Origin of the sequence: Quadrisphaera sp. RL12-1S, from assembly GCF_014270065.1 — a bacterium.
In the GTDB taxonomy this organism is placed as follows: Bacteria; Actinomycetota; Actinomycetes; order Actinomycetales; family Quadrisphaeraceae; genus Quadrisphaera.
In genome coordinates, this window is the sequence record NZ_JACNME010000001.1 from 230790 (window position 1) to 251199 (window position 20410).

Consider the following 20410-nt stretch of genomic DNA (forward strand, 5'->3'; position numbering starts at 1 on the left):
GCGGATCCACACCCGCACCGGAGGGGGTGCACCCGCACGCTGCACCGGCTCCCCAGAACACCACGCACCACCACGCCTTCCGGAGGAACCCATGGCTGAGATCTCGCGCCTCCCCGGCCCCGTCGCCGACATCTGGGAGTGGCAGCTGCAGGGCTCGTGCCGCGAGCACGACACCAACCTGTTCTTCCACCCCGAGGGCGAGCGCGGCCCGGCCCGCCGCAACCGCGACGCCGCCGCCGTGGCCATCTGCTCCGCCTGCCCGGTCGTCGAGGACTGCCGCCAGCACGCCCTCACCGTGCGCGAGCCCTACGGCGTCTGGGGCGGCCTCACCGAGGACGACCGCGAGCGCATCTACGCGGCCCAGCGCTCCCGCCGCACCCCGAACACCGTGGTCGCCGAGACGCGCATCGCCGAGGTCGGCTGACCGCAGAGCTCACGACGAGGGCCCCGGACCTGCTGGTCCGGGGCCCTCGTCGTCGCCCGCCCGCGTCGTCAGGGCCGGGCAAGGGGGGTGCACGGTGCCCGCTGGGTGGCCTGGCTGCCGGGCGCAGGCACCGCACCCGGGCACGAGCCCACCCCGTGGGCAGCAGGCCACCTCGCTGGCCACCTCGCTGGCCACCTCGCTGGTCACCGCGGAGCGGTCCCGGACGCGGCAGAGCCCCCCGGACCAGCGGTCCGGGGGGCTCCGACGTGCGCCCGGTCACCCGGGCGGAGCGTCAGCTCAGTGGCTGTGCCCGTGGCCGGCGGCCGCGGGGGCCTCCTCCTCGGGCTTGTCCACCACGAGAGTGTCGGTGGTGAGCACCATCGACGCGATCGAGGCGGCGTTGCGCAGCGCGGAGCGCGTGACCTTGACCGGGTCGATGACGCCCGCGGCCACGAGGTCGACGTACTCGCCGGTGGCGGCGTTGAGGCCGTGACCGGCCTCCAGGCCGCGCACCTTCTCGACGGCCACGTAGCCCTCGAGGCCCGCGTTCTCGGCGATCCAGCGCAGCGGCTCGGCGGCCGAGCGGCGGACGATCTGCGCGCCGGTGGCCTCGTCGCCGGTGAGCTCCAGGGCGTCGATGGCGGAGACGGCCTGGATGAGGGCCGAGCCGCCGCCGGCGACGATGCCCTCCTCGATGGCCGCGCGGGTCGCCGAGACGGCGTCCTCGATGCGGTGCTTCTTCTCCTTGAGCTCGACCTCGGTGGCCGCGCCGACCTTGATGACGCAGACGCCGCCGGCCAGCTTGGCCAGGCGCTCCTGCAGCTTCTCGCGGTCCCAGTCGGAGTCGGTGTTCTCGATCTCGGCCTTGACCTGGCGCACGCGGTCGGACACGGCGTCGGCGTCGCCGCCGCCGTCGATGATCGTGGTGTCGTCCTTGGTGATGACCACGCGGCGCGCGGACCCGAGGACCTCCAGGCCCACCTGGTCCAGCTTGAGGCCGACCTCGGGGCTGACCACCTGGGCGCCGGTGAGGATGGCGATGTCCTGGAGGATCGCCTTGCGGCGGTCACCGAAGGCCGGGGCCTTGACGGCGGCGGCGGTGAAGGTGCCGCGGATCTTGTTGACGACGAGCGTCGACAGGGCCTCGCCGTCGACGTCCTCGGCGATGATGAACAGCGGCTTGGAGGTCTGCAGGACCTTCTCCAGCAGCGGCAGCAGCTCCTGGACGGAGCTGATCTTGCCCTGCGAGAGCAGCACGTGCGCGTCCTCGAGGACGGCCTCCATGCGCTCGGAGTCGGTGACGAAGTAGGGCGAGATGTAGCCCTTGTCGAACTGCATGCCCTCGGTGAAGTCGAGCTCGAGGTTCATCGAGGACGACTCCTCGACGGTGATGACGCCGTCCTTGCCGACCTTGTCGAAGGCCTCGGCGAGCAGGTCGCCGACGGAGGAGTCCTGCGCGGAGATGGTGGCGACCTGGGCGATCTCGCCCTTGTCGTCGATGTCGCGCGCGGTGGCGAGCAGCTTCTCGGAGACCGCGTCGACGGCCTTGTCGATGCCGCGCTTGAGCCCGGCGGGGCTGGCGCCGGCGGCGACGTTGCGCAGGCCCTCCTTGACCATGGCCTGCGCCAGGACGGTCGCGGTGGTGGTGCCGTCACCCGCGACGTCGTTGGTCTTGGTGGCGACCTCCTTGGCGAGCTGGGCGCCGAGGTTCTCGTACGGGTCGTCCAGCTCCACCTCGCGGGCGATGGTGACGCCGTCGTTGGTGATGGTGGGAGCGCCCCACTTCTTGTCGATGACCACGTTGCGGCCCTTCGGGCCGAGGGTCACCTTCACGGCGTTCGCGAGGGCGTCGACCCCGCGCTCGAGGGCGCGGCGGGCGTTCTCGTCGAACTGCAGCTGCTTGGCCATGTCCTTCTTCCTGATGGCGTGCTGGTGGCTGACGGCTCGCTGACCGGCCGGCGGCGCGTCAGCGGGGTGCGGGACGGCGAACGCCCCGGGGCCCCCGCCGGACGGCGGTGGGGCCGCCGGGGCGAGCCGTGATCAGAGGTCGATCAGATCTGCGGTGTCGCTCAGGCGACGACGGCGAGCACGTCGCGCGCCGAGAGCACGAGCAGCTCCTGGCCGCCGTACTTCACCTCGGTGCCGCCGTACTTGGAGTAGATGACCTTGTCGCCGACCTTGACGTCGAGCGGCACGCGGTTGCCGTTGTCGTCGATGCGGCCCGGGCCCACGCTCAGGACCTCGCCCTCCTGGGGCTTCTCCTTGGCGGTGTCCGGGATGACGAGGCCGGATGCGGTGGTCTGCTCGGCGTCGAGGGGCTTGACGACGATGCGGTCCTCGAGCGGCTTGATGGAGACCGACACGGGCGGACCTCCCCTTCGCTGGTGGTGCGGAACGGACGGATGCGCGCGCCGGGGGCCGGTGCGTCGTCGCGGGTGCCGCTCCGACCTCGGGCGCTGGCACTCTCACAGGGAGAGTGCCAAGAAGGACAGTAGTGAGGCCGTCAGCACTCGGTCAACCCGAGTGCCAGCCCGCCCCGCCGAGGACGCCCGCTCAGACCAGCGAGCAGACGGTCTTGCCCTCGAGGTAGCCCGCCAGCCCCTCCATCCCGTTCTCCACGCCCCACCCGGACGTCCGCCGGCCGCCCTTGACGAGCTCCGGGGAGAACACCGCGTGGCAGTTCACCCACACCGTCCCCGCGCGCACGCCGTCGACCACCCGCTGCGCGGTGCGCAGGTCGCGCGTCCACACGCTGGCGGCCAGGCCGTAGTCGGTGTCGTCGGCCGCGGCGACCACCTCCTCGAGGTCGTCGAACGGCGCCACGACCACCACGGGGCCGAAGACCTCCTCGCGCACCAGCGGCGAGGAGGGGTCGGCCCCGACGACGACGGCGGGCGCGAAGAAGCAGCCGCCGCCGGAGGCGTCCTCCACCGGACCACCGCCGCCCACGACCTGCGCCCCGGCAGCGACGCCGTCGGCCAGGCGCTGGGCCACCCGCTCCGCGTGCGCGGGGCTCGCGAGCGGCCCGAGCTGGGAGGAGGGGTGCAGCCCGTGCCCGAGCGCCTGCGCCGCGGCCTGCGCGGCGAGCGCCTCGACGAAGGCGTCGTGCGCGGCGCGCTGCACGTAGACGCGCGACCCGGCCACGCACACCTGGCCGGAGTTGGCGAAGACGCCGCGCGCCACGCCAGGCACCGCGGAGGCCATGTCGGCGTCGGCCATGACGACGGCCGGCGACTTGCCGCCCAGCTCCAGGGTGAGCCGGGGCAGGTGGCCGCCGGGACGCCCGGCGGACCTCACGAGAGCGCGCCCGGTGGCGGTGGAACCGGTGAAGGCCACCTTGTCGACGCCCGCGTGCTCCGCGAGCGCCGCCCCGACCGCGCCGCCGCCGGTCAGCAGCGACACGACCCCGCGGGGCAGGCCCGCCTCCCCCAGGGCGCGGACCACGAGCTGGACCAGCCGCACGGACGTCAGCGGGGTGTCCTCAGCGGGCTTGAGGACGACGACGCACCCGGCCGCCAGCGCTGGCGCCACCTTCATGGCGGCCATGAGCAGGGGCGAGTTCCACGGCGTGATCGCGGCGACCACGCCCACGGGCTCCAGCACGGTGCTCGCGACGAGGCGCGTCCCCGGCGCCGCGTACGGGGGCAGCGGCGCCGAGGGACGGAACGTCGTGCCGGTGACCTTGGTGGCGGCTCCCGCGAAGTAGCGGAACTGCTCGGCGGCGCCGGCCACCTCCCCGCGGGCCGTGGCGAGGGTCTTGCCCTGGTCGAGCACCTCCAGCTGTGCGAGCTCCTCGGCGTGCTCGGCCAGCAGGTCCGCCACCCGCCACAGCAGGCGGCCGCGCGCCGAGGGCGTCGCCGCCCACCAGGAGGTGCTGCCCCGGTCGTCGAGGACGGCCCGGGCCGCCTCGACGGCGGGTCCCACGTCCTCGGCGCAGGCCTCGGCCACCTCGGCGAGCACCGCCCTGGTGGCCGGGTCGCGAGTGGTCCGGCGCTCCCCGGTCGCGGCGGGGTGCCACTGCCCCGCGGTGAACAGCCCCGCCGGCTCGGAGCACCACGCGTCGAGCAGGGCCCGCACGGGGGTGGAGACGGCCTCCGCCGGCGCGCGGCCACCGTCGACCAGGGCCGCGGGCGCAGCGCTCACCAGGCCACCTCCGGGAGACCGTGCTCGGCCACCCACGCGGCGCGGCGCTCGAAGAGGCCGGGCGCGGCGGCTCGGGCGTCGTCGACGAGCTCGCCGAGGTCGGCGTGCACGAGCGCCCCGTCGCGGACGACCGGGGCGCCGTCCACCCAGACGTGGTCGACGTCGGACCCGCGCACGGCGTGCACGAGGTTGTGGTGGACGTTGAGCAGCGGCCCCGAGGTGACCAGCGGGGTCATGCGCGGGGTGCGGGAGCGCACGGCCACGACGTCGGCCTTCTTGCCGACCTCCAGGGAGCCCAGGTCGGCCTCGCGCCCCAGGGCCCGCGCGCCGCCGGTGGTGCCGAGGGCGAAGGCGTCCCAGCTGGGCAGGGCCGCGGCGTCGAGGTCGCGCAGCTTGGCCAGCAGCGAGGCGGCCTTGAGCTCCTCGAACACGTCGAGGTTGTTGTTCTCCTTCTCCCCGTCGGTCCCCAGGCCGACGGCGACGCCCGCGGCCAGCAGCTCGCGCACGCGGGCTGTGCCGCTGGCGAGCTTCATGTTGCTGACCGGGTTGTGCACCACGCCGACGCCGCGGTCGGCCAGCAGGGAGATCTCGTCGTCGTCGAGCCAGACCGCGTGGGCCAGCACGGTGCGCGGGGCGTCGAGCATCCCGAGGCGCTCCAGGGCGCGCACCGGGCGTGCGCCGTAGCGCCGCTCGAACTCGGCGACCTCGTCGCGCGACTCGCTGCAGTGCGTGTAGAGGCCGGTGCCGAGGTCGTGCGCCATCGCGACAGCTCGGCGCTGCGCGGCCTCCACGGCGTAGAAGGGGTGCTCCAGCCCCACCCAGACCTCGATCCGCCCGGCGGCGCCGCCGTGGTGGTCGGCGGCGAGCCGCTCGACGTCGTCGAGGGTGTCGAAGAAGTCGTGCCGCGGGTGCTCCGCGGCGTACGGGACCGCCACCAGCCGGTTGCCGAGCAGCTCCGCGGCCCGCGCGCCGCCGTGCAGGAACCGCCACATGTCGACGACGGTGGTGGTGCCCGCCAGCAGGCCCTCGGCGTAGCAGAGGCGGGCGGCCACCTCGGCCTCGCGGGCGGTGAGCACCCGGTGCATGGGGTCGATGTGGACCCTCAGCCACTCCCACACGGGCAGCTCCTCGGCGGTGCCGCGCAGCAGGCCCGAGTGGTGGTGGGCGTTGATGAGACCGGGCAGGAGCACGTGGTCGGGCAGGTCCTCCACGGCGGCGCCGGGGTGCTCCGCGAGGACGGCGGCCAGCACCTCCTCGCGCGGGCCGACAGCGGTGATGCGGTCTCCGACCAGCGCCACGGCGCCGTCGGCGAGCACGGTGTGCGCGGCGTCCCCCACGACGACGACGCCCGCGGCCAGCACGCGCACCTGCGCGCTCACGGTCGCACCGCCCAGGGTGCGAGCAGGTCGGCCAGGCGCTCGGCCAGCGCGACGACGGGCGCGAGGGTGTTGCACGTCGGCACGGTGGGGAACGCCGACGCGTCGGCCACCCGCAGGCCGTCCACACCGCGGACGCGGAGCTCGGGGTCGAGCACGGCGCGCTCGTCGTCCTCGCGCCCCATCGCCGCGGTGCCGCAGGCGTGGAAGAAGGTGGTGCAGGCCAGGCTCATGAACTCCTCCAGGTCGGTGTCGCTCGTGGTGGGGCCGGCGGACGGCAGCGGCGCCAGGCGCTGCGCGCCCAGGGCCGCGAAGACCGGGCCGTCGGCCAGCTCCAGCACGTCGCGCAGGCCCTGCCGCAGGGCCGCGCGGTCCGCCGGGTCGGCGAGGAGACCCGGGTGCAGGTCCACGGCCCCGCCGGGCGCCAGGTCGCGGACCACCAGGTGCCCGCGGCTGCGGGACCCCATCAGCCCGACGCCCAGCCCCACCAGGTGCGGGTCGGCCCTGTCGAGCTGGTGGGCTGCGGCCACCGCGGGGGTGGCGCACGCCGCCTGCGTGACGAAGCAGTGCAGGTCGGGCGCGTCGCTGCGCGGGGAGCCGCTGCGCCAGTTCCACACCGCGCCGCCGCCGTTGTCGCGCACGGGCCCCCGGGGTCCGCGCAGCCGCAGCGTCACGCCCTCCAGCAGCGGGTGGTCCTGCAGCTCCCGCCCGACGCCGGGGACGGCGCTGACCACGGGCACGCCGAGCCGCGCGAGGTCCGCGGGGTCGCCGACCCCGGAGGCCAGGAGCAGGCGCGGGGTCTCGACGGCTCCGCCGCACAGCACCACCTCACCGTCCCCGGCCACCGCCGTCCGCACCGCCCGCCCGCCGACGAGGTGGACGACGGCGACGGCCCGGCCGCGCCGCACCTCGACGCGCAGCACCGGGCTTCCCGTGAGGACCGTGAGCGACCCGCTGCCCGGCACCTGCGCGAGCGGCGGCAGCTCGCGCAGGTAGGCGCGTGAGGTGCTCCACCGCCGCGAGGCCCGCCCGCCAGCGCCGTCGTCCTCCGAGGTGGCGGTGAGCTCGGCGAGCTCGGCGAGCCCGCCCACCCCCTGCCTGCCGGCCGCCTCCACGGCGTCCACCAGTGCGGTGGCCACGGGGTGCGGGTCGCGCGGGCGCTCCACGCGCAGCACGCCCTCGGCGCGCGCCAGGCACGGCGCGAGGTCGGCCCAGGCCCATCCCGGAACGCCCCAGCCGTCGTAGTCGCTCGGGTGGCCGCGGTACCAGAGCATCGCGTTGGTGCTGCTCGACCCGCCGAGCACGCGCCCGCGCGGCAGCGGGATCCGCCGCCCCGCCACCTGCGGCGACGGCGCGTAGGCGAGTCCCCAGTCGAGCTCACCCCCGAGCATCGCCGGCCACGCGCCGGCGTCGGCGACGTCCTCGCGGCCGGTGTCGTCGGGGCCCGCCTCGAGGAGCAGGACCGCCGCGCCGCGCTCGGCCAGGCGGCGGGCCACCACGCAGCCCGCTCCCCCACCGCCGACCACCACGTGGTCGTACCCGGGGCCTGGCATCAGTTGTGCTCGCTCGGGCCCATGATCGTCACGCCCTCGGTCGCCTCGACGTGCCGCACGAACCGGTAGGTGTCCTCCCGGCCGTCGCTGTGCTTGCGGCGCACCACGGGGTGCCCCGCTGCCGCGTGGCCCTCCGGGGACGTGTCGACCTTGGCGACGACCACGTGCGGGGCGGCGGTGTCGGCGAGGCCCGCCGCGCACGCCGCGGCGAACGCCTCGACGTCGCGGACCGTGCTCGCGCGCACCACGCCCGCGCCCCGGGCGATGGCCGCGAGGTCGACGGTCCCGGAGGAGGTGTGCGTGCGCGGTCCGCCGATGGACTGGTACCGCTCGTTGTCCCACACGACCACCAGCAGGTTGCCCGGCTGCTCGTTGCCCAGGGTGGCCAGCACGCCGAGGTTGAACAGCAGGCCGCCGTCGGTGTCGAGGGAGACCACCCGCCGGTGCGGCAGACCTGCCGCCAGGCCGAGCGCCTGCGGCGTCACGCAGCCGAGCTGCTGCTGGAACAGGCTGGCCTCGCGCAGGTGCGGGGCCGCGGTGTACCACTCGTCGACGGCGCCGCCGAGGGAGAGCACCACCAGCTCGTCGGACAGCAGTGCCGCGAGCGCCTCCATGGCGGAGAAGCGCGTCATCGCCGACGCCGGCTCCCGCACCACCGGGCCGCTCACCGGGCTGGTCATCGGACCGTGCCCCCGCCGAGCACGACCGCCGAGTGCTGGTAGGCCGAGTACGACCACTCGTAGGCGTCCACCACGGCCTGCTCGATGCCGGCCTCCTCACGCACCACGCGGTAGGGGATGCGCAGCGCCGCGAGCATCGGCTCCATCGTGATCCCGTGGGGAACCGCCCACCAGTTGTTCTCGCCCAGCTCCCCGCGGTAGCTCATGACCATGACCACGGGGATGCCGGAGCCCAGGCCCATCCGGGCCAGCGGCTCGGCGGCCGCGCGCAGCCCGGAGTTCTCCATGCACAGCACGGCGCGCTTCCCCGAGAGGAACACCCCGCCGCACACGGCGGCGCCCTCGCCCTCGTTGGTGCAGGGGATGGTGCGGATGCCCGGGTGGGCGTCCAGCGCCGGGTACAGAGGCTTGAGCAGCGAGTCGGGCAGGTAGCTGGCGATGGTGACGCCGGCGCGCTCCAGCCCGGCGATCACCGCTTGGACGGCGGTCGGGGTCATCGGTCTCCTCGGGTGCTGGTCGGGGTGCTGGTCGGGGTGCTGGTCGGTTCAGAACTCGGTGAGGTGGCCGCGCAGGGTGGCGGCGGTGTAGCGGCTGCGCACCAGCCCGCGCCGCTGCAGCACCGGCACCAGGCCCTCGGTGACCTGGACGACGTAGTGGCGCGAGAGCCGGTGGAACGGCGTGGTGACGAGGAAGCCGTCCCCGCCGACCTCCTCGGCCGCGGCCTCCAGCTGGTCGGCCACGTGCTCGGGGGTGCCCACGAGGTCGAGGGAGGAGTTGGTGCTCGCGTCGGCAGCGAGCTCGCGCAGCGGCTTGGCGCTGGGCCGGCCCTCACCGTCGAGCTGGGCGAACTTGGCCAGCGTGCCGAGCGAGCCGCGAGCCGAGCCCGCCAGCAGCTGCTCGGGAGGAGGCAGGGGCGCGTCGAGGTCGAGCGCGGTGAGGTCGACGCCGGTGTAGGCACTGAACTTCGCCAGCGTCGTCGCGAGCGCGGTCGGGTGCGCCGCCGAGCGCGCCAGGGCCGCCCGGGCCTCCTCCTCGGTCTCGCCGAGCACCGGGGCCACGAGGAAGAGCACCCTCAGCTCGTCGGGGTCGCGCCCGGCCTCGGCGGCGAGGCGACGCACGTCGTCACGGGCGGCCTTCATGGCCACCGGCCCGCTGGCCACCGCGAGCACGAGGTCGGCGTTGCGCGCGGCGAAGGCCCGCCCGGTGGGCGACCCGCCGGCCTGGCAGTAGACGGGTCGCCCCTGCGGGGACCTGACCGTGGTGAGCGGACCCGCCACCGGGTAGCGCGGGCCGGGCGCGTCGACGGCGTGCACGCGGGTGTGGTCGGCGTAGGTGTGGCTGGCGCGGTCCATGACGACGGCGCCCTCGTCCCAGCTGTCCAGGAGCGCCGTGACCACGTCCACGTGCTCCTGTGCCGCGGCGTACCGCTCGTCGCGGTCCGGCAGGGCGGCCAGGCCGGCGTTGCGGGCCTCGGCGTCGTCGGTGCTCGTGACGATGTTCCACCCGGTGCGCCCGCCGGAGAGGGAGTCGAGCGTGGAGACCAGCCGCGCCAGCAGGAACGGCGGGTAGAGCAGCGTCGACAGGGTCGTGACCACGCCCAGGTGCTGCGTCGCGGCGGCCATGAGGGCCGACAGCGGGGCGGGGTCGTGCCGCGGGGCCCGCACACCGGTGCGCAGCAGCAGCTCTCGGGTGCCGCCGGCCTCCGCGGAGACGGCGAGGGAGTCCTCCAGCAGCACCAGGTCGAAGCAGGCCCGCTCCAGCGCCCGGGCCAGGTCGGTGTGGAAGGCGCCGTCCCACGGGGTCCCACCGGCGGACGCGAAGGGGGCGTCCCACTCGTCGGGGCCGAAGTGCGTGAACCACCCGAGGTGGAAGGGCCGTGCCACCGCTGCTCGCTCCCGTCCACGCAGCACGCCCCGGTCGGGGGCTGCACGTCGTCCGACCACCGGCCCTCGCACCCGGTGGCGGAACAGCGCCCGTCGGCCGCGGGTGCGGCCGGGGCGGCGCAGGGGAGCTGCGCGCCGCCGATGGTGCCCGCAGCGGGGCGGCCGTGGGTTGCGGGCGTGTTACGGACGGCGCGGAGCGCACCCGGACCGCTGGCGGCCCGCCGCCACCGCGGCTGCGAGGATCGGGGCGTGCCGCAGGGACCCGCTGACGCGTCGTCGTCGTCCGACTCCCCCGCGGCGGCGAGCGTGGCCCCGCTCCTGCGGCCCGAGGGGTGGGCGCTGCTGGAGGCGCTGCCGCCCTACGCCGGCCCTGACGCGGCGATGGCCCTGGGCGAGCGGCTGCGCGCCGAGGGCGCCGAGCCGCAGCTGGTGGCCGCCGCGATGACGCAGTCGCGGCTGCGGGCGAAGGGCGAGGCCAAGTTCGGGCCCTTCGCCGACGGCATGCTCTTCACCGCTGAGGGCCTGGAGCAGGCGACGCGGCTGCAGGTGGCCGCCCACCACGCGCAGCGCTTCCGCGACGCCGGGTGCACCCGGGTGGCCGACCTCGGCTGCGGCGTCGGCGGTGACGCCATGGCCCTGGCCTCCCTCGGCCTGGGCGTGCTCGCCGTCGACAGGGACGAGGCCACCGCCGCCGTCGCCACCGTGAACCTCAGGCACTGGCCCGAGGCGCAGGTCCACCGCGCCGACGTCCTCGACGTCATCACCGAGCTGGGGCGGGACGGCTCGGTGGACGGCGCCTGGCTCGACCCGGCCCGGCGCACCGCCGCGGGACGGCGCGTCCTCGACCCCCACCGCGCATCGCCGCCGTGGAGCGCCGTGCTCGACGTCGCCCGGCGCGTGCCCGCCACGGGCGTCAAGCTCGCCCCCGGCGTCCCGCGCGACATCGCCGCTGGCTCCGGGCTGCCCGCTGAGGTGCAGTGGGTCTCCGTCGACGGCGACGTGGTCGAGGCGGCGTGCTGGTTCGGGCCGCTCGCGCGACCGGGCCGGGCGGCGAGCGCGCTGGTGCTGCGCTCCGCCGAGCGCGGCGGCACCGCGACCCTCGTCGACGACGACGACCTGCCCGTCCCGCCCGCGGTGGCCTCGCCGGAGGGTGTCGGCACCTACCTGTACGACCCGGACGGCGCCGTCGTGCGCTCCGGGCTCGTCGGGCAGGTGGCGGCGCTGGTGGGAGGGTCGCTGCTGGACCCGAGCATCGCCTACGTGACCTCCGACCGGCTCGTGGCGACCCCGCTGGCCCGCGCCTTCGCGGTGGAGGAGGTCTGGCCGTTCGGGCTGAAGGCGCTGCGCACCCGCCTGCGGATGCGCGGCGTCGGCGCCGTGGAGGTGCTCAAGCGGGGCAGCGCGGTCGACGTCGAGCAGCTGCGCCGCTCCCTGCGCCTGGAGGGGGCGCGCCAGGCGACCCTCGTGCTGACCAGGGTGGCGGGGCGCCAGCACGTGCTGCTGTGCCGCCCGGTGGCGACGTCCGTGACGACGGCGGGACCGCCCTCCTCCTGATGGCGACCGGCGCCGGGACCTGGAAACAGCCCCGTAACGCAGCCGTCCTCCTAGCGACGCACAGCGCTCCTAGCGTCCCCGCTCGTCGACCGCGAGCTGGCAGGAGCTGGCAGCGCGCGGTCCCTCACGCCCCGCGGAGGTTCCGCGAGCGCCACGACCCCGGGAGGCCCCGTGCCGTCGATCGACCGCCACCACCAGCAGCTCGTCCGCAGCGCCCTGGGGCGACGCTCCTTCCTGCGGATGGCGGGGCTCGCAGGGCTGGGCGTGGCCGGCGCCAGCACCCTGGCCGCCTGCGGCGGCTCCTCCACCGGGGCCTCCGGCGGCGGGTCGAGCAGCGGCGGCTCCGCCGACCACGGCGACCTGGCGATCCAGCTCTCCTGGATCAAGAACATCGAGTTCGCCGGTGAGTTCTTCGCCGACTCCAAGGGCTACTACAAGGACGCCGGGTTCTCGAGCGTCAACCTCATCGCGGGCGGTTCCGCCGGCACCAGCGCGGAGGCAGCTGTCACCTCCGGCAAGGCGCTCGTGGGCCTGTCCTCCCCCACGCTCACCGCCCCGGCCATCAACGAGGGCGCACCTCTGAAGATCATCGGGACGACGTTCCAGAAGAACGCGTTCTGCATCGTCTCGCTCGACTCCAACCCCATCCCCGACCCGGCGGCGATGAAGGGCAAGAAGATCGGCGTGCAGTCCGGCGGCAACGAGCAGATCTTCTCCGGTCTGCTCAAGGCCAACGGCATCGACCCGAGCTCGCTGACCATCGTCCCCGTGCAGTACGACCCGACCGTGGTGACCACCGGCGAGGTCGACGGCTTCATGGCCTACCTCACCAACGAGCCGATCCTCCTGCAGGGCAAGCGCTTCAAGACCGTGCAGTTCGCCTTCGCCGACCACGGCCTGCCGCTGGTCACGGAGACCTTCACCGTGGCGCAGCAGACCATCGAGGAGGACCGCGACAAGCTCAAGGCCTTCCTCAAGGCGGAGGTCCTCGGGTGGACGGACGCGCTGAACAACCCCGACGAGGGCGCCAAGCTCGCGGTGGACCAGTACGGCAAGGAGCTCAAGCTCAACCTCGAGGAGCAGCTCAAGGAGATCAACGCGCAGGCCACCCTCATCGTCACGGACGACACCGTGAAGAACGGCCTGTTCACCATGACCGACGAGCTCATCGCCACCAACATCGAGTCGCTCGCCACGGCCGGCACCACGATCACGGCCGAGAAGCTGTTCGACCTCTCGCTCTTGGAGGAGGTCTACTCCGAGGACCCGTCGCTGGTCACCGGACCCACCCTGACGCCCGAGGCCGCCGCCTCGGCCGCTCCCGCCTGACAGCCAGCCCCGCTCGCGGTGGCCGGCGCGTCCGCGCGCCGGCCACCGCGGAGGGGGCCCGTCCCCGGAGGGACCCGCATGGACGCAGCCCTGCTGCCCAAGGCCGAGCTCCACGTGCACGTCGAGGGCACGCTCGAGCCGGAGCTCGTCGTCGAGCTGGCCCAGCGCCACGGCGTGGCGCTGCCCACCACCGACCCCGCGGCGCTGCGGGCGGCCCGGCGCTTCACCGACCTGCAGTCCTTCCTCGACCAGTACTACGAGGCGGCGGAGCTGCTGCGCACCGAGCAGGACTTCCACGACCTCATGGCCGCCTACCTCGCCCGCGCCGAGCGGGCCGGGGTCCGCCGCGCCGAGGTGTTCCTCGACCCCCAGCACCACACCGAGCGCGGCGTGCCGCTGGAGGCCGTCTTCGACGGGCTCAGCGCCGCGGCGGCCGCGAGCCCCGTGTCGGTCGACCTCGTCCCCTGCTTCCTGCGCCACCTCGGGCCCGACGCCGCCCTCGAGGCGCTGCGCACGTGGCTGCCCCACCGCGAGCACTTCGTCGGCGTGGGCCTGGACTCCACCGAGGTCGGCAACCCGCCGGCCGCCTACGCCCCCGCGTACGCCGTGGCCGCCGCCGAGGGGCTGCACCGCACGGCGCACGTCGGCGAGGAGGGCACCGCCGCCGACGTCGCCGAGGCCCTCGACACCCTCGGCATCGAGCGGCTCGACCACGGCAACCACTGCCTCGACGACGGCGAGGTGGTCGCCCGGCTGCGCGACACCGGCACACCGCTGACGGTGTGCCCGCTGAGCAACGTGGCGCTGCGGGTGGTCAACGCGCTGGAGGACCACCCGCTCCCGGCGATGCTGGCGGCGGGCCTGCAGGTGAGCGTCAACAGCGACGACCCCGCCTACTTCGGCGGGTACGTCGACGACAACTACCGGGCCCTGCGCGACGTCGTCGGCCTCACCGACGACCAGCTCACCGCCCTGGCGCTGGCCTCCTTCGACGCCAGCTTCGCCGAGCCCGCCGCCAAGGACGCCTGGCGCGCCGAGGTGCGCGCTGCCGCGTCCGCGCCGCTGGCCTCCCCCACCGCCAGCTGACAGCTGAGGAGCACCGTGAGCACGCAGTCCACCCAGACCGCCCCGGCGCAGGGCCCCGCCCGCACCCCCGGGAGCACCGGCCTCGACATCAGGGGCCTCACCAAGACCTTCACCTCGGGCCGGCGCACCGTCACCGCGCTGGACGACGCGGACCTGACCACCCCCCAGGGGTCGTTCCTGTCGCTGCTGGGCCCGTCGGGGTGCGGCAAGTCGACGGTGCTGCGCATCCTCGCCGGGTTGGAGGAGGCGACGTCCGGGCAGGCGCTGGTCAACGGCCTCACGCCGCTGGAGGTGCGCCGCCAGCACAAGCTCGGGATCGCCTTCCAGGACTCCGCGCTCCTGCCCTGGCGCAGCGTGGTCTCCAACATCAAGCTGCCGCTGGAGGTGGCGGGTGTGAAGCCGGCCGCCGACCACACCTCCTACGTCGACGAGCTGGTCGAGCTGGTCGGCCTCAAGGGCTTCGAGAAGGCCAAGCCCGGGCAGCTGTCCGGCGGCATGCGCCAGCGGGTCTCCATCGCCCGCGCCCTCGTGGTGCGCCCCGAGGTGCTGCTGCTCGACGAGCCCTTCGGCGCGCTGGACGACATGACCCGCCAGCGCCTCAACCTCGAGCTGCTGCGCATCTGGACCGAGAAGCCCGCCACCACGCTCATGGTCACCCACGGCATCGCCGAGGCGGTGTTCCTCTCCGACGTCGTCGCCGTCATGAGCCCGCGCCCGGGACGCGTGCTCGAGGTGGTCCCGATCGACCTGCCCCGCCCGCGCACGCCCGAGATGATGAGGACGCCGGAGTTCCACGCCCTGCACGACCACCTGTCGGGGCTGCTGTTCGGCCGCGGCGGCGCGGCGATGGGCGGCCACTGATGGCCGCCGGGCTCGAAGGCGCTGCTCCCCCCACCGAGCAGGAGCTCGAGGCGCGCGCCACGCGCTCCGTCGAGCGCCCCCGCTGGCTGGCCGGCGTCCTCGGCGTCGTCGGCATCCTCGCGCTGTGGTCCCTGCTCGCCGTCACGGTCTTCGCAGGCGGCGGCGGCGTGCCCACCCCGTGGGCCGTCGTCGCGACGATGGGCGCGGACGGCTGGGCCCTGTACGGCCCCAACTCCCTCGTCACGGTGAGCAGCGCCGCGCAGGGCTTCCTGTGGGGCAACGCCCTAGCGCTGCTCCTCGCGGGCGCCGTCCTCGTGGTCCCCCAGCTCGACGGCCTGGTCACGCAGCTGGGCGTCATCAGCTACTGCATCCCGCTGACCGCCATCGGCCCGATCATCCAGATCGTCTTCGGGGGCAGGTCCACCTCGATCTTCCTGGCCGCGGTGGCCGTCTTCTTCACCACGCTCATCGGCTCGCTGCTGGGCCTGCGCGCCGCGGACCGCACGAGCATCGACCTCGTGGCCGCGTACGGCGGCAGCCGGCTGCAGCTGCTGCTGAAGGTGCGCCTCATCTCGGCGCTGCCGAGCCTGCTCGCCGCGCTGATGATCGCGGCTCCCGCCGCCATGCTCGGCGCGATCATCGGCGAGTACCTCGGAGGGGTCGACAGCGGCCTCGGCGTGGCCCTCACCAACGCCCAGCAGCAGTTCGACGTGCCCCGCACCTGGGGGCTCGCCATCGCCACCGGCGCCATCGCCGGCGCCGGCTACCTCGTCTTCAGCCTCGTCTCGCGGGTCGTCACGCCGTGGTCGGCCGGACAGGAGGGCACCTCGTGAGCGCACCCACCGGCACCTCGGACCCCACCGACGCGCGCGACGCCGCCGACCTCACCACCCCACCACCCGCAGGCAGTCCCGTGCCGACGCCGTCCACCAGCTCCGCGGGCGAGTCCGTGCGCCCCGCCGGCCACGTCGTCGGGACGGCGCTCTGGCGCGCGTTCAGGCCGCTGCTCGTGTCCGCCGTCGTCGCCCTGGTGGTGTGGTGGGGGGCCCTCGCCGCCTTCGACATCAGCCCCTTCATCGGCAAGACTCCGCAGGACGTGTGGGCCTACCTCCTCACCGACCCCGACGCCGCGACCAACCGCGCGACCATCGCAGGGCCGCTGGGCGTCACCCTGCAGCACGCCCTCGTCGGGTTCGTCGCCGGCATGGCGGCGGCGCTGGTGGTGGGCGCCGCGTTCGTCGTCGCGCGCTCGCTCGAGCAGTCGCTCATGCCCATCGCCATGCTGCTGCGCTCGGTGCCGCTGGTCGCGATGACCCCGATCATCGTGCTCGTCGCCGGACGCGGGCTCGGGTCCATCGCGGTGATGGGCGGCATCGTCGTCTTCTTCCCCGCCCTGGTGAACGTCGTCCAGGGCCTGCGGTCGGTGCCGCCGACCTCGCGCGACCTCGTGCACGCCTACGGCGGCTCCGACCTCGCGGTGATGCGGCGGGTCGGCATCCCCACCGCGATGCCGGCGATCTTCGCCGCCGCCCGCATCTCCGTGCCCGGCGCGCTCACCGGCGCGCTGGTGGTGGAGTGGCTGGCCACCGGCAACGGGATCGGCTCGCAGATCCTCAAGGCCATCGGCGGCTTCCGCTACGACGAGGTGTGGGCGCTCATCGTGGCCGTCACGGCCGCCTCCGTGGTGCTCTACACGCTGGTCGGCCTGCTGGAGGGGCTGGTGCTGGCGCGGTACGCCCCGCACCGCCTCGCGACGTGAGCGGCGGCGCGTCCTGACAGGGTGGGCGGCGTGACCGCATCCGCCCGCGGCGCGCGACGGCGCGTCGTCCTCGACACCGACCTGGGCACCGACGTCGACGACGCCCTCGCTCTCGCCCTGCTGCTCGGCTCCCCCGAGGTGGAGCTGCTCGGGGTCACCACCGTCTACGGCGACACCGGCCTGCGCGCGCGCGCCACCTCCCGGCTGCTCGAGCTGGCCGGGGTGCCGGGCCCGGCGGCACCCGGGGGCCTGCCCGTGCGCGCGGGTGCGGCCGCGCCGCTGTCCGGGACGCCGGTGTGGTGGGCCGGCCACGAGGGCACCCTCCTGGGGGACCTCACGACGGCGACGACGACCCCGCCGGCGCCCGGCCGCTCCGCCGCCGAGGACGCCGCCGACTGGCTCGCCGCCACGGCCGCCTCGGCACCGGGCGGGGTGGACCTGCTCGCCATCGGCCCGCTGACGCAGGTGGCGACGGCCCTGCGCCACCACCCGGAGCTGGCGTCCCACCTGCGCTCGCTCGTGGTCATGGGTGGCCGCTGGGACGGGGCGCTCACCCCCGAGGGGCTCCTGGAGGACGAGCACAACCTCCGCAGCGACGCGGTCGCGGCCGCTGAGGTCCTGACCAGCGGCGCCACCACGCTCGTCGTCGGCCTGGAGGTCACCCAGCAGGTGCGGCTGGAGCCGGGCGACGTCGAGCGCATCGCCGCGGCCGGGCCGCTGGGCGCCGCCCTGGCGGCCCAGGTGCGCCAGTGGTGGGAGTTCTGGGACGAGCCGTGGGGAGTCCCGCACGACCCGGTGACCGCGCTGCTGCTCGTGCAGCCGGAGCTGCTCGAGCTCGGCCCGCCGGGTCGCGTCGAGGTCCACGACCGCGGCGCGGTGGTGCACCACCCCGACCCGGCGGGCACCGTGCGGGTCGCGCTCGGCGTGGACGCGGAGCGGGCGGCGGCAGCGGTCGTCCGGCGCGTGCTGGCCGGCTGCCACCGCGCCGGCGGCCGGGAGCGGGCCTGAGCCCCCCACGGCTGGCGACCGCCACCTAGCCTGCGCGCATGACCGCGCGAGACCTCCGCCTGCTCCCCAAGGCCTCCCTGCACACCCACCTGGAGGGCTGCATGCGCCCTTCGACGCTGGCGGAGCTGGCGGCCGGGTACGGCATCCCCGTGCCGGAGACCCGCGGCTACGGGAACTTCGGCGCCTTCGCCGGCCTGTACGACGCCGCGGCGCAGTGCATCAAGACCGAGGACGACCTGCGCCGCGTGGTGCGCGAGGTGGTCGAGGACGCCGCCGCCGACGGTGCGGTGTGGGTGGAGCCGCAGCTGTGGCCGCACTACGAGAGCCCGCAGCTGGCCGACGCCGGTCAGATCCTCGACGTCGCCCTCGACGAGGGCCGCTCGACGGCGGCGCGCCTGGGCGTGGGCTTCGGGCTGATGGTGACGGCCATCCGGGTGCTGCCGCCCGAGGACGCGGAGGAGCTCGCGGAGCTGGCCGTGACCCGGGTCGACCACGGCGTGGTCTCGTTCGGCCTGGCCCACGACGAGGTGCTCGGCCCGCCGGCGCCCTTCGCCCGCGCCTTCGCGGTGGCGCGCGCCGGGGGTCTGGTCGCGGCTCCGCACGCCGGGGAGCTGCTCGGGCCTGACAGCGTCCGCTCCGCCCTGGACGACCTCGGGGCCGGCCGGATCGCGCACGGCGTGCGCGCCGTGGAGGACCCGGCGCTCGTCGAGCGCCTGGCGGCCGAGCGCGTGTGCCTGGACGTCTGCCCCACCTCCAACGTCCTGCTCGGGGTGGTCCCCTCCCTCGCCGAGCACCCCCTGCGCCGGCTCCTGGACGCCGGAGTGCCCTGCTCGGTCAACACCGACGACTCCCTGCTCTTCGGTCCCGGCCTGCTGGAGGAGTACGAGACGGCCCGCACGGTGCTGGGCCTCGACGACGCGCAGCTCGCCGCCGTGGCGCGCAGCGGCATCGAGGCCGCCGCGCACGCCCCCGCGACCCTGGTCAGCGGGGCGCTGGAGCGCGTGGAGGCGTGGCTGGCCGGCTGAGCGGGTCCGCAGGGGGCTGGTCGGTGGACACCGGCCAGCCCCCTGCGGACGAGCGTCCCGGGTGGTAGTTTCGGTCCACCGAAACCCGGGCGGCACCACCGCCGCCCGAGCCGTCGTCGAGGAGGGCTCCCGGTGTCCACCGCTGTCGTCGTGCTCGCCGTCGCGCTCGCCGCCCCGGTGCTGCTGCTCACCCTGGCCCTCGCCGTCGCGGCCGCCCTGCCGGCCCTGCGCCCCCGGCTGCGCGCCCGCGCGCCGCGGGTGCTGCGCGAGCCGGTCGACCTCGCCGGAGCTCACGCGGACGTGGAGCGCCAGGCCCCGGAGTGGGCCGCGGCCCTGCGCTCCTGAACCTTCCCGGACGCGCCCGCCGGTCGCGTCCGCGGTTTCGGCCGGCCGAAGTCCCCGCGGGCGTTCGCCCAGGTCAGTGGCCTTCTTTTCGGGCGACCGAACTGCTTGGCCCCCGCCGCAGGACCCGCTAGCGTCGTCATCGGCCCGCCGCGCGGGCCACCACGACTCGTCCTGACCGATGGCGGTGAGCTGGTCGCGGGCCCCTCGGGTCCCCGGCTCGCCGCCTCCTCGCCGCGCCCGCACGGGGGCGGCGACCTGCTGCGGAGGCACCGCGTGCTGCTCACCCTCGTCCTGCTGCTCGGCTGCGCCGTCCTGATCTACCTGGCGTGCGAGTGGTTCGTCAACGCCGTCGAGTGGCTCGGCGTGCGCATGGCCGTCGGGTCGGCCGCCGTGGGGACCGTGCTGGCCGCCGCTGGCACCGCCCTGCCCGAGAGCGTCGTCACGCTCGTCGCGGTGCTGTTCGGCTCCGAGGAGACCGGCGCTGACGTCGGGGTCGGCGCGGCGCTGGGCGGTCCGCTCGTCGTCGGCAGCCTGGCCTACGCCGTGGTCGGCGTGGTGCTGCTGGCCAACCGCCGCGCGGTCCGCCGCAGCGCCGGCAGCCGTGTGGTGGCCGCGGAGCGGGTCGGAGCCGCAGGAGCGGCCACGGGCTCCTCCCGGGGCGGGCTCGCGGTGGCCGCCGGCGGACCGACCGCCGCCGAGACCGCCCAGCTGGCCGAGCTCGACACGCGCTCCCTGGCGCGCGACCAGGCCTGGTTCCTCGTGAGCTTCGCGGTGGCCGCGGGCCTCGGCCTGGTGGCGTTCGCGGTGAAGCCGTGGCTCGGCTGGGTGTTCTTCGGCGTCTACGCCGTCTACTGCTGGCGCCAGGTGCGCGCCGGCGGCGAGACCCACAGCGCGGAGGACCTCGAGCCGCTGAAGGCCCAGCCGAAGCGCGAGCGGCCGAGCACCACAGCCGTCGTCGTCCAGGTGGTCGTCTCGCTGGCCGTCATCTTCGCGGCGTCGCAGGTCTTCGTCGGGCAGCTGGAGTCGCTCGCCCCCCAGCTGGGGCTGTCGGCGTCCCTCGTGGCGCTGCTCCTGGCACCGATCGCCACGGAGCTGCCGGAGATGCTCAACGCGCTGATCTGGGTCCGCAAGGGCAAGGTCTCCCTCGCGCTGGGCAACCTGGCGGGCTCCATGGTCATCCAGGCGACCATCCCCACCGGCCTGGGCCTGGCCTTCACCAGCTGGCACGTGCAGGGCCCGCTGCTGCTGGCCGCGGTCGCCACGCTCGCCTGCGTCGGCTACCTGCTGGTGCTGTTCACCACCCGGCGGGTCAGCGCGGTGCGCCTCGCGGCGGCGGCCTCGGCCTACGGCGCCTTCGCCGTCGGCCTGGCCCTCACCACCTGAC

19 protein-coding genes are annotated in these 20410 nt (G+C 75.3%); 11 read left to right on the forward strand and 8 right to left on the reverse strand.

Annotated features, from left to right (window positions below; genetic code table 11):
- The first annotated feature begins 91 nt into the window (after nt 1-91).
- Entirely contained in the window at nt 92-424 is a 333-nt protein-coding gene (locus H7K62_RS00970; RefSeq protein WP_139714383.1) for a WhiB family transcriptional regulator, read from the forward strand.
- Nucleotides 425-721: 297 nt separating this feature from the next.
- Here the strand turns inward: H7K62_RS00970 and groL are convergent, their stop codons facing one another.
- The 8 genes from groL to H7K62_RS01010 form a co-directional block, all read right to left on the reverse strand.
- Nucleotides 722-2332, reverse strand: coding sequence for a chaperonin GroEL (gene groL, locus H7K62_RS00975; protein ID WP_186715545.1), 1611 nt, complete (start codon nt 2330-2332; stop codon nt 722-724).
- Nucleotides 2333-2493: 161 nt separating this feature from the next.
- Entirely contained in the window at nt 2494-2787 is a 294-nt protein-coding gene (gene groES, locus H7K62_RS00980) for a co-chaperone GroES (protein ID WP_139709973.1), read from the reverse strand.
- A 190-nt stretch (nt 2788-2977) separates the two neighbouring features.
- Entirely contained in the window at nt 2978-4567 is a 1590-nt protein-coding gene (locus H7K62_RS00985) for an aldehyde dehydrogenase family protein (protein ID WP_222436859.1), read from the reverse strand.
- On the reverse strand, nt 4564-5946 hold the full coding sequence (locus tag H7K62_RS00990) for an amidohydrolase (protein WP_186715547.1): 1383 nt from the start codon (nt 5944-5946) through the stop codon (nt 4564-4566). The genes H7K62_RS00985 and H7K62_RS00990 overlap by 4 nt, the downstream gene beginning before the upstream one ends.
- Complete coding sequence (locus tag H7K62_RS00995; RefSeq protein WP_186715549.1) at nt 5943-7496, reverse strand: GMC family oxidoreductase; 1554 nt, start codon at nt 7494-7496, stop codon at nt 5943-5945. The genes H7K62_RS00990 and H7K62_RS00995 overlap by 4 nt, the downstream gene beginning before the upstream one ends.
- Nucleotides 7496-8176, reverse strand: a complete 681-nt coding sequence (locus H7K62_RS01000) for a thiamine pyrophosphate-dependent enzyme (RefSeq protein WP_222436860.1) — start codon at nt 8174-8176, stop codon at nt 7496-7498. The genes H7K62_RS00995 and H7K62_RS01000 overlap by 1 nt, the downstream gene beginning before the upstream one ends.
- Complete coding sequence (locus H7K62_RS01005; protein ID WP_186715551.1) at nt 8173-8673, reverse strand: thiamine pyrophosphate-binding protein; 501 nt, start codon at nt 8671-8673, stop codon at nt 8173-8175. Before H7K62_RS01005 ends, H7K62_RS01000 begins: the two co-directional genes overlap by 4 nt.
- Before the next feature lie 48 nt (nt 8674-8721).
- Entirely contained in the window at nt 8722-10059 is a 1338-nt protein-coding gene (locus tag H7K62_RS01010; RefSeq protein WP_186715554.1) for an NtaA/DmoA family FMN-dependent monooxygenase, read from the reverse strand.
- Nucleotides 10060-10308: 249 nt separating this feature from the next.
- Between H7K62_RS01010 and H7K62_RS01015 the strand changes: the two genes are divergently transcribed.
- The 10 genes from H7K62_RS01015 to H7K62_RS01060 all read left to right on the forward strand — a co-directional run bounded on the left by H7K62_RS01015 (nt 10309) and on the right by H7K62_RS01060 (nt 20409).
- A complete protein-coding gene (locus H7K62_RS01015) occupies nt 10309-11613 on the forward strand; it encodes a class I SAM-dependent methyltransferase (RefSeq protein WP_222436861.1) in 1305 nt (434 codons plus the stop codon).
- Between the two features lie 240 nt (nt 11614-11853).
- A complete protein-coding gene (locus H7K62_RS01020) occupies nt 11854-12942 on the forward strand; it encodes an ABC transporter substrate-binding protein (RefSeq protein WP_186716441.1) in 1089 nt (362 codons plus the stop codon).
- Nucleotides 12943-13020: 78 nt separating this feature from the next.
- Nucleotides 13021-14028 (forward strand): adenosine deaminase, encoded by a 1008-nt coding sequence (add, locus tag H7K62_RS01025; RefSeq protein WP_186715556.1) that lies wholly within the window; start codon nt 13021-13023, stop codon nt 14026-14028.
- A gap of 15 nt (nt 14029-14043) precedes the next feature.
- Nucleotides 14044-14889, forward strand: coding sequence for an ABC transporter ATP-binding protein (locus tag H7K62_RS01030; protein ID WP_186715557.1), 846 nt, complete (start codon nt 14044-14046; stop codon nt 14887-14889).
- Nucleotides 14889-15722: an ABC transporter permease gene (locus tag H7K62_RS01035; protein WP_186715558.1), complete on the forward strand. Its 834-nt coding sequence runs from the start codon at nt 14889-14891 to the stop codon at nt 15720-15722. Before H7K62_RS01030 ends, H7K62_RS01035 begins: the two co-directional genes overlap by 1 nt.
- Nucleotides 15719-16648: an ABC transporter permease gene (locus H7K62_RS23410; RefSeq protein WP_222436862.1), complete on the forward strand. Its 930-nt coding sequence runs from the start codon at nt 15719-15721 to the stop codon at nt 16646-16648. The genes H7K62_RS01035 and H7K62_RS23410 overlap by 4 nt, the downstream gene beginning before the upstream one ends.
- A gap of 30 nt (nt 16649-16678) precedes the next feature.
- On the forward strand, nt 16679-17656 hold the full coding sequence (locus H7K62_RS01045; RefSeq protein ID WP_186715559.1) for a nucleoside hydrolase: 978 nt from the start codon (nt 16679-16681) through the stop codon (nt 17654-17656).
- Nucleotides 17657-17694: 38 nt separating this feature from the next.
- Nucleotides 17695-18681 carry an adenosine deaminase gene (gene add / locus H7K62_RS01050; protein WP_186715561.1) on the forward strand — a complete coding sequence of 329 codons (987 nt, stop codon included), beginning with the start codon at nt 17695-17697 and terminating at the stop codon, nt 18679-18681.
- A 132-nt stretch (nt 18682-18813) separates the two neighbouring features.
- On the forward strand, nt 18814-19026 hold the full coding sequence (locus H7K62_RS01055; RefSeq protein ID WP_186715563.1) for a hypothetical protein: 213 nt from the start codon (nt 18814-18816) through the stop codon (nt 19024-19026).
- A 273-nt stretch (nt 19027-19299) separates the two neighbouring features.
- On the forward strand, nt 19300-20409 hold the full coding sequence (locus H7K62_RS01060) for a sodium:calcium antiporter (RefSeq protein ID WP_222436863.1): 1110 nt from the start codon (nt 19300-19302) through the stop codon (nt 20407-20409).
- The last annotated feature ends 1 nt before the right edge of the window (nt 20410 follow it).

Bases quoted from the DNA above. Each gene is read 5' to 3' on its own strand.
- H7K62_RS00970 (WP_139714383.1), top strand. From the start codon at position 92: ATGGCTGAGATCTCGCGCCTCCCCGGCCCCGTCGCCGACATCTGGGAG.
- groL (WP_186715545.1), bottom strand. From the start codon at position 2,332: ATGGCCAAGCAGCTGCAGTTCGACGAGAACGCCCGCCGCGCCCTCGAG.
- H7K62_RS00995 (WP_186715549.1), bottom strand. From the start codon at position 7,496: ATGCCAGGCCCCGGGTACGACCACGTGGTGGTCGGCGGTGGGGGAGCG.
- H7K62_RS01000 (WP_222436860.1), bottom strand. From the start codon at position 8,176: ATGACCAGCCCGGTGAGCGGCCCGGTGGTGCGGGAGCCGGCGTCGGCG.
- H7K62_RS01005 (WP_186715551.1), bottom strand. From the start codon at position 8,673: ATGACCCCGACCGCCGTCCAAGCGGTGATCGCCGGGCTGGAGCGCGCC.
- H7K62_RS01020 (WP_186716441.1), top strand. From the start codon at position 11,854: ATGGCGGGGCTCGCAGGGCTGGGCGTGGCCGGCGCCAGCACCCTGGCC.
- add (WP_186715556.1), top strand. From the start codon at position 13,021: ATGGACGCAGCCCTGCTGCCCAAGGCCGAGCTCCACGTGCACGTCGAG.
- H7K62_RS01035 (WP_186715558.1), top strand. From the start codon at position 14,889: ATGGCCGCCGGGCTCGAAGGCGCTGCTCCCCCCACCGAGCAGGAGCTC.
- add (WP_186715561.1), top strand. From the start codon at position 17,695: ATGACCGCGCGAGACCTCCGCCTGCTCCCCAAGGCCTCCCTGCACACC.